Annotated in this window: 1 protein-coding gene; it reads right to left on the reverse strand. The window is 63.2% G+C overall.

Going from position 1 to position 380, the window contains the following annotated elements:
* Positions 1 to 380 (reverse strand): VCBS domain-containing protein (locus tag PVZ78_RS31710; RefSeq protein ID WP_273828233.1); only part of this gene is annotated, 380 nt, incomplete at both ends.

The following is a 380-nucleotide window of genomic DNA, read 5'->3' on the forward strand; positions in this document are numbered from 1 at the left end:
CAGTTGTGTATCCACGCCGCCCAGGCCATCGCTGACCTGCACGCTGAACACTTCGTCATGACTTTCGCCCGCCTTGAGCGATTGCACCGCACCGGCAACGCCATCGGTGCCGTTGGCCAGGGTGTAGGTCCACTGGCCGGTGCTGTCCACGTCAATCGAGCCGTAGCTGCCAGTTGGCGAGCCATTGATGGTCCAGATAGCGGAGGCATCGTGATCGATGTCGGCCGAGCTGAATTGGCCGCTGACGCTGAGGGTGGTGTCTTCCTGCACTGCGCCGGCATCGTTGCCGCTGGCGAAGCTGAGTACCGGCGCATCGTTGCTGCCGGTGACGGTAATGGTCACCAACTGGGTGTCGACGCCACCCAGGCCATCGCTGACCT

Origin of the sequence: Pseudomonas sp. SBT1-2, from assembly GCF_028640875.1 — a bacterium.
In the GTDB taxonomy this organism is placed as follows: domain Bacteria; phylum Pseudomonadota; class Gammaproteobacteria; order Pseudomonadales; family Pseudomonadaceae; genus Aquipseudomonas; species Aquipseudomonas chlororaphis_I.